General features: G+C 55.2%; 6 protein-coding genes and 1 pseudogene. 6 read left to right on the top strand and 1 reads right to left on the bottom strand.

The window, feature by feature from the left end; all coding sequences use genetic code 11:
* Positions 1-69: 69 nt before the first annotated feature.
* From CO667_RS33995 to CO667_RS33980, 4 genes and pseudogenes are all read left to right on the top strand, one after another.
* Positions 70-249, top strand: a pseudogene (locus CO667_RS33995) (IS3 family transposase); the annotation flags it as partial.
* A gap of 714 nt (positions 250-963) precedes the next feature.
* Entirely contained in the window at positions 964-1,335 is a 372-nt protein-coding gene (locus tag CO667_RS33990) for a hypothetical protein (RefSeq protein ID WP_096772329.1), read from the top strand.
* A gap of 8 nt (positions 1,336-1,343) precedes the next feature.
* Positions 1,344-2,342: a caspase family protein gene (locus tag CO667_RS33985; RefSeq protein ID WP_096772330.1), complete on the top strand. Its 999-nt coding sequence runs from the start codon at positions 1,344-1,346 to the stop codon at positions 2,340-2,342.
* A gap of 3 nt (positions 2,343-2,345) precedes the next feature.
* Positions 2,346-2,609, top strand: a complete 264-nt coding sequence (locus CO667_RS33980) for a hypothetical protein (RefSeq protein ID WP_088397079.1) — start codon at positions 2,346-2,348, stop codon at positions 2,607-2,609.
* Between the two features lie 1,482 nt (positions 2,610-4,091).
* Here CO667_RS33980 and CO667_RS33970 read toward each other — a convergent pair.
* Positions 4,092-4,295, bottom strand: a complete 204-nt coding sequence (locus CO667_RS33970) for a cold-shock protein (RefSeq protein ID WP_007636633.1) — start codon at positions 4,293-4,295, stop codon at positions 4,092-4,094.
* 642 nt (positions 4,296-4,937) lie between these two features.
* On the opposite strand from CO667_RS33970, the gene CO667_RS33965 reads away from it, so the two are divergent.
* A complete protein-coding gene (locus tag CO667_RS33965) occupies positions 4,938-6,539 on the top strand; it encodes an MFS transporter (RefSeq protein ID WP_096772332.1) in 1,602 nt (533 codons plus the stop codon).
* 375 nt (positions 6,540-6,914) lie between these two features.
* The coding region (locus tag CO667_RS36325) for an MFS transporter (RefSeq protein ID WP_141399588.1) at positions 6,915-7,075 on the top strand (161 nt) is incomplete at its 3' end.

Genomic DNA, 7,075 nt, shown 5'->3' with positions numbered 1-7,075 from the left:
CGGACCAGGGATGCCACGGATACAGAAGCTCGCGAACCTCGGTCCCGTGGGTGTTCTGTCGTCGTGTTGTACAACCATTTCCGGCCACACTCATCGCTCGGATACCAGACCCCGGCAAGCTATGCCGATACAATTGCCGCAACCGGCTCCAACGCTGCGCGAGATGAAAGCTTCGCGTTTCCGCCGGTTGCTCACACCGCGCCACTTGGCGTATTCAAAACCGCCGGGGCTCTAATCGCCGTTGGATGAAAATTCAGTGGCAGGTCATCGGCGCTCTCAATTTGGACCTCAATATTTGAGGACGCTCCATACGACGCTAAAACGCTACACTTTCTGCGTGACCGAAAACTACTGTACCTTTCATTGTCTCCCGTTTCTTCCCGGCTAGAAAATGCATCAAAACCTTCAGCTAAGATATTCAGTCCGAGGGTTTAGACCGATTACGCGGGTGGCGAAAGGAGCAGTCTCGTGAGCCAGTGATTGCATGGCGCTGAGGCATTCGCCAATGAGGCAATACGAACATCTGTCTACGGTCGATGGGTCGTCAAGGAGCGCTCTGCGTTTACTTGCAGCATTCCTGCGGACTCGCCCGAAAATCGCCGCGGACCTGCAGAAACTCCCTATTAAACGCTGCACATTGTCTCGGGCGCGGCAGTATTTTGCCGTTGTGAGGGCTCCGACGAAAGTGTCCGGCTGAGGACACATCAATGGGGGACACGTCGTGACCATCGATATCAGTGATATGGCGGTATAAGTACTACGATACCGGCTCGCATCCTTTGATGCAGATCAAGGACTTTGCCATGGGAAGCTCGGCCGGCCGCCGATCAGAGATCGCATCCAGGATGCGCATGGCAGCTGTCGTCGGTTTGCGGGACTTCACCATTGTTGTGGCTGCGATTTGATTCTCATCAATGCAAATAAATCATTTTAGTGCCGGGGATCGGCGATGGAGATTATCACATGGCAACTAAGAAAGTCATCTTCGTGGCTTTTGCCATCGAAGACGAGAGTATTCGGGACATGATAAAAGGTCAGTCGCTGAACACGGGCACGCCGTTCGAATACATCGACATGTCGGTGAAAGAGGCATACGAATCCGACTGGAAAAACAAAGTGAAGACCCGAATCTTGCGCTCGGCTGGGGTTCTCGTGATCGTGACGAAAAATTCGATATCATCGACAGGCCAAAATTGGGAAATCGCGTGCGCTCATGAAGTAGGTGTGCCTGTACGGGGAATCTGGGCCTACAAGGACGATCACACTCAAATTGCCGGCGTCGAAACAATGGAATGGACGTGGGCAAACATCAGCAATTGGATCGATAGCCTGTAAGGAGCCTCATGCGTAAAGCGTTGATTGTAGGTATCGATCATTATGAGCATATTGCATGTCTGAATGGGTGCGTAAACGATGCTCACTCTGTCCGTGCAGCCCTCGAACGTAACGCAGACGGTACAACCAACTTCAAGACGCCCAAGCTAATTACCGGTACCGGACGGGGCGACATTGTAGAGCGAGCGGAGCTTAAGGAGGCTGTCCGAGCGCTTTTTGCCGACCGGTCCGAGATTGCGTTGTTCTATTTTGCCGGGCATGGCTACATCGAGGATACAGGTGGCTATTTATGTGCGGGAGATTGCAAGGTAGGAGACGATGGTCTTGCCTTGAATGAGGTCATGACCATCGCAGCCAACTCCCCAGCCACCAACAAAGTCATCATCCTGGATAGTTGCCACAGCGGAATCGCTGGTGAAAACCCGACTATGAAGGGTGTTTTCGAAATCGTGACCGGGATGACCATACTCACCGCGTCAACCGCAGAACAGTATGCACTTGAAATGAACGGACCCACACCGGGTGGCGTTTTCACGGGCCTCTTGATAGACGCGTTGGCTGGCGCAGCCGCCAATCTTGTCGGAGATGTCACGCCGGGGAGCGTCTACGCCCATATTGATCAGTCGCTCGGGCCTTGGGCCGGTCAACGGCCGCTGTTCAAAACTAACGTCAAAACTTTCGTGTCTTTGAAAAAGGCTGACGCCCCCATTCCTCTTGCGGATTTGCAGCAATTGGCGACCTTGTTCCCTTCGCAGGACTACGTATTTCCGCTTGATCCCGAATACGAGCCCGAACGCAATGACGAACAAAAGAACGATCCAACAATCCCAAAGCCAGATCCCGCAAAGAATTCTGTTTTTGCGATCCTTCAGAGATACGTGAAGGTCAACTTGGTCCGGCCGGTAAACGCACCTCATATGTGGCACGCTGCAATGCAGAGTAAGGGCTGCGAGCTGACCGTGCTAGGTGAGCACTATCGAAAGCTTGTTGGAGCGGGGATGATCTAAGCAATGGCCCTTGACGACATCCTAGATGGCCTCGTGGACGAATTAGCCAGCATCGAACACGAACGTTGGGCCCACTGGCAGAAATATGTGCACGGCCAATCCCTTAAGCAACCTGATGGCTCTATCGTCATTCCTGCAAATCTTGTCGCCAAATGGGAACGACAGATTGCTACGCCGTTCTCGCAACTTTCCGATACGGAAAAGAAAAGCGACCGCGAGCAGGTCCAGAAATATCTGCCATTGCTTAAGAACGCTCTGCGGAAGTAGCAAGATCATAATCGGCGAATTGTTCATTCATTTCAATGCATGATAGCTAGTTTATCGGAAAGAGAACCGTTGATTGCCTGATGGAATTGTCACTGTCTATGCTGCTTCCGGCATAGATCCTCTAAACCAAAACGAGTTGGAAAGAAAACTATGTCAGACAAACGCTCGCCACCGCCACCGCGTCCTCCGGCGCCTTCACGGCCACCCGTTCATATCGAAAAAGGTGGAACACGGCATGTTGGAACTCAACCACCGCCGCCACCTCCCAGGAAGGGATAGAAATGACCAACGTAGAGGATGACTGCTATAACGAGGTGCACGGCATTCGCCACAACACTCTGCGCAACGCGCTTTACCATATTGCGCGACGTGCATGGTTGGAACGCGTCAGCCGATTTCTCAATTTGGCAGTCATTCTCGGTGGAACGAGTTACGCAGCGCAGGTCTTTATCAACAGCCCACGAGGAACGTTTGTGTTAGGTTTGGCTTCGGCTACTCTCGGAGCTGTACAACTCATCTTTGATTTTAGTGGAAAGGCACATCACCATGAGCGCCTACAAAAGCGCTACTATGATCTGCTCGCATCTGTCGAAGAGACACGCGGGCCTACGATGGACGATTGTGCAGCGTGGAGGGCTGAATTAACGAGGATCTATGCGGACGAGCCGCCCACGCTCCGCGCGCTTGATGCAATTGCCGACAATCAGGCTACCGCTGCCACGTATGGATCAAGCAACCCGAGACTGAACGTGTCTTTCTGGCAAAGCTGGACTCGAAATTTGTTTCTTCATAACGCTGGGAGGTTCCCAGAGAGAGACGGTTGGCGAATTCAGCCTGACGCTAGTCAGTCAGCTGTGGAACCGTACCCTCGGTAGCGGCGTGCCAGCCGGCGATCCACCCGCACGTCTCCTTGCCCACGCAGTCCAGAAAGATGAGGGACAAATCCGGCCTATTGCCGTAGGCGGACCGCGGGCAAACGCCGAGTGGATCCACAAGCTCTCAGTCACGGCAAAGGGTCAACTTGCCTGGGTTGTAGATCATTTTTGTTTCGATGTTTCCCTCAAGTTCGACATGGGAAATTGCATATTGGGACACCCCTGCTTTGCCAGCATTTGTGAGATCGCGATCCGCTTGACATCATATAATTAGATTTATTGCGTCACGTAAGGCAGTACCTTCAACCGCGCCACGCGGCGGCGGAAATCCGCGGGTATGCACTAGTATGCGGGAATAGAAGCTTACTCTGGACAACGTACCCGCTGCGCCCTCTTCGTCTGGACGTCGAGCTTAAGTCCAAGTGAAGGAATGTCTAACTGCTGTATTTCGAAGCCGACACACAGCTCCCGGAGGGGATTTGGGAATCAACTCCTCGAAATACCTGAAGCCCGAAGGACAGGATTCGAGCTCCAATCTGAGGATTTCGCCCGCAACAACGAACGGCCTGCAAGGCCAAGTTCGATGGACAAACTAGACGATCGCAAATCAAAGAACGCGTACGTTTTCTGCCTTCGATTTACCAGTCTTCCGATCCTGACCGACATCGTAGCTCACAGTTTGCCCTTCGCTCAGATTGCTGGCGCCCTGCAAAGCAGACACATGCACAAACACGTCAGCGCCTCCATTGTCGGGCGTAATGAAGCCAAAACCCTTGTCTCCATTGAAAAACTTAACTGTTCCGGTGGCCATGAACAAATCCTTCACGATTGCAAAGCAGATTGCCGCTGCAAAAACCTTTAAGGCGACGAGGTGCCATCCGCAATATGTTTGGCCTGATTTTTAAGCCATCGGAGTGAATCAAGGTTTTCGCTAGTCACTTCTAGGCACCCTTTTTCTGACCTTGTGGGGAGCCTCTCGTGAGGTCCTTAGCGATAGATGATATGGTCATGGCTGCTGCGAAAATTCGCGGCCCGTTACCCTAACTTTATTCCGGATTGTGCTTACTTCCGGGTCGGCAGCCGCATCCCGTGCGCGTCTGGCGAGCCACGGCTACCATGTCGGGCCGTTGCGCCTCGCGCGATTCCGTCTAGGGCCAAATCCCGGCGAGTATGGGAGGCGCATGAGGTCTGGGAAAGCCTTTGGCAGTTGGCCGAACCGGCAGTGCCGTGCGTGAACTCTGAAGGGACAAATTTCGGCGGCCGGTTCAAAGATTCGCGAGGGAGAATATCAGGCGGCCCGCCTTCACACCGGCGCTACGTGCCTGGTGTCTCTCCTGCTCGATGCAGTGTTCCTGCGCCAAGCAGCTGAATAACGCCGGAAATCATATCGTGGTTACGGATAAGCTCCTTCGTCAGCGAGATGATGGGAAGCGTCAGAGTAACCTAAATGCAGATGCAGATCGAAGACGTTTCCATGACCGGGGCAACCACCCCTGCTCCGCTGCGCAATGCAGCATTCTGTTCGATTTGGAGTTCAGCGCAAGTCGCAAATCTCAGATGGCTTGTGCAGACCGTCGCGATTGGTTGGCTGATGGTGACGATCACCGCTTCCGATCTGACGGTCGCGCTCGTACAGGCGTCGACAACGCTTCCGGCATTCATACTCTCCATCATCGCCGATACTCATAGCCGCCGATCGGTGATGATCATAGGACTGTCATTGATCGCGCTAGCGTCTGTCGCACTGGCAGGTGCCGCCGCCTTCGACTTCCTCAGTCCCTGGCTCATTCTAGCGCTGGGATTTATCGCAGGCTGCGGATTTGCGCTGAATGACCCCGCCTGGCACGCCTCCGTGGGGGATATCCCGGCCGCGGTGACGCTTATGTCTACTGGATATAACATGACGCGAAGCGTTGGGCCGGCGCTGGGCGGGGTTATTCTCGCCTTTCTCGGACCATTGGCCGCCTTTCTCTTCTCCGCATGCAGCAACCTGGCGCCTCTCGCCGCGGTATTGCGTAACAAGTGGCACGCGCGCCCGTCTCCTCTGCCTGCGGAGCCTATGTCGACCGCAATCCGAGATGGCATCCGGTTCACGGCGCTTTCGTCCGATATCCGGGCGACAATCATGCGCGCAACCCTCTTCGGCCCGGCCGCTATTGCTATCCTCGCACTTCTGCCGCTCGTCGCCCGCGATCGTTTGGCCGACGACCCCATCGCCTACGGCGTTCTTTTCGCAGGTTTTGGAACGGGCGCCTGCGTGGCCGGATTGAACAACCGGCTCTTAAGGCAGGAATGGCTGATGGCAATTGCTTCCATTGCTTGCGCGGTGTGTTGCATCTCACTTGCCTTCACCTCCTCTGTGCCTTCAGCAACACTTGCGCTTGCTTTCGGCGGCGCCGGCTGGATCATCACCTGGACCGGCTTTGACGTCTGGGTGCAATTGGCAAGTCCGCGCTGGGTCGTCGGCCGCACGCTCTCGATCTATTATGCGTTCCTATCCGGCGGCATGGCAGCCGGCAGCTGGATCTGGGGCCATGTTGCCCAGTCATATTCGCTCGCTTCTTCTCTCGAGCTGGCCGCGGCCGCCCTGCTTCTTGTTGCTGCGTCAGGGTTGGTCTTGCAGGTGCATCTGGGGGCGGAGGGAGACCAGCAGGGCGCGGTTTTTCCGGCTCCATCGGTGGCGCTTGATCTGAAGCCGCAAAGCGGTCCGATTGCAGCGAGGACAGAGTATTCCATAGACGAAAGCGACCTGGACAGCTTCTTCGATCACATGCGCACTCGCAGATACGCCTTAGCTCACGCAGGCGCGCGCGCCTGGACGCTCCAGCGAAATCTTCGAAAGCCCTCCCATTGGACGGAAACGTTTCGCACGCCGGCCTGGATGAGTTTCCGGCGTCTGCATCATCGCCTCTCTCTATCGGATCAGGACGTCTCCCAGCTTCTCGCCGCTTTGCATTTGAGTGAAAAGCCTGCGGAAACTGAGCTCGTTATTGAACGTACAACGGACGCGCGACGAACCCGGAGCCATCCAGTCCCGCGCGTTTTGCGTCCGTGAGGTGATTAGTGATGAGACCATCCGTCGAGCAGCAACGGTTAAAAGGCGGCGCCGACCAAAAACAAAACCTCACGATCACTAGGACTGCGGAGAATAGCCGCAAGTCCGACACGGCTCCTGGCCTGGGAGTGGCATCAACCCCTGCCATCCAGGTTCACTCGGCTGTCGTCGATCCCTGGTCGACGACAGCCGCTTTTTCCTCTGTTTTTGATTGTGGTCTTGCCGCAGCCCGCCGAAGCGGAACTTGCGACCCTCTGCTCACAGGCTCAAGGCCGGAGAGAGGAAGTAAGGCCAACCCAGTTCCCACTGCCCTCCCTCATCGCCGCCGCCCCGCAAAGACGGCCGAAGTGCCCCGTCCGAAAGAGACCGAATGACATGCCATCAAATGAAGGGACAGCATCCGTAGGCCTACTGGCGCCACTGAAGAATTCGACGTTCCGTTCGATTTTCTTCGCGTCTCAGCTCTCCAGCCTGGGTTGGCTGATGCAGACGGTGGCTCTCAGCTGGCTGATGGCCACCGTTTCCACCTCGGATGT

The organism is Rhizobium sp. L43 (genome assembly GCF_002531725.1).
In the GTDB taxonomy this organism is placed as follows: Bacteria; Pseudomonadota; Alphaproteobacteria; order Rhizobiales; family Rhizobiaceae; genus Rhizobium.
Note: the sequence above shows the minus strand (reverse complement) of the source record. Positions and strands in the feature narration are given on the sequence as shown.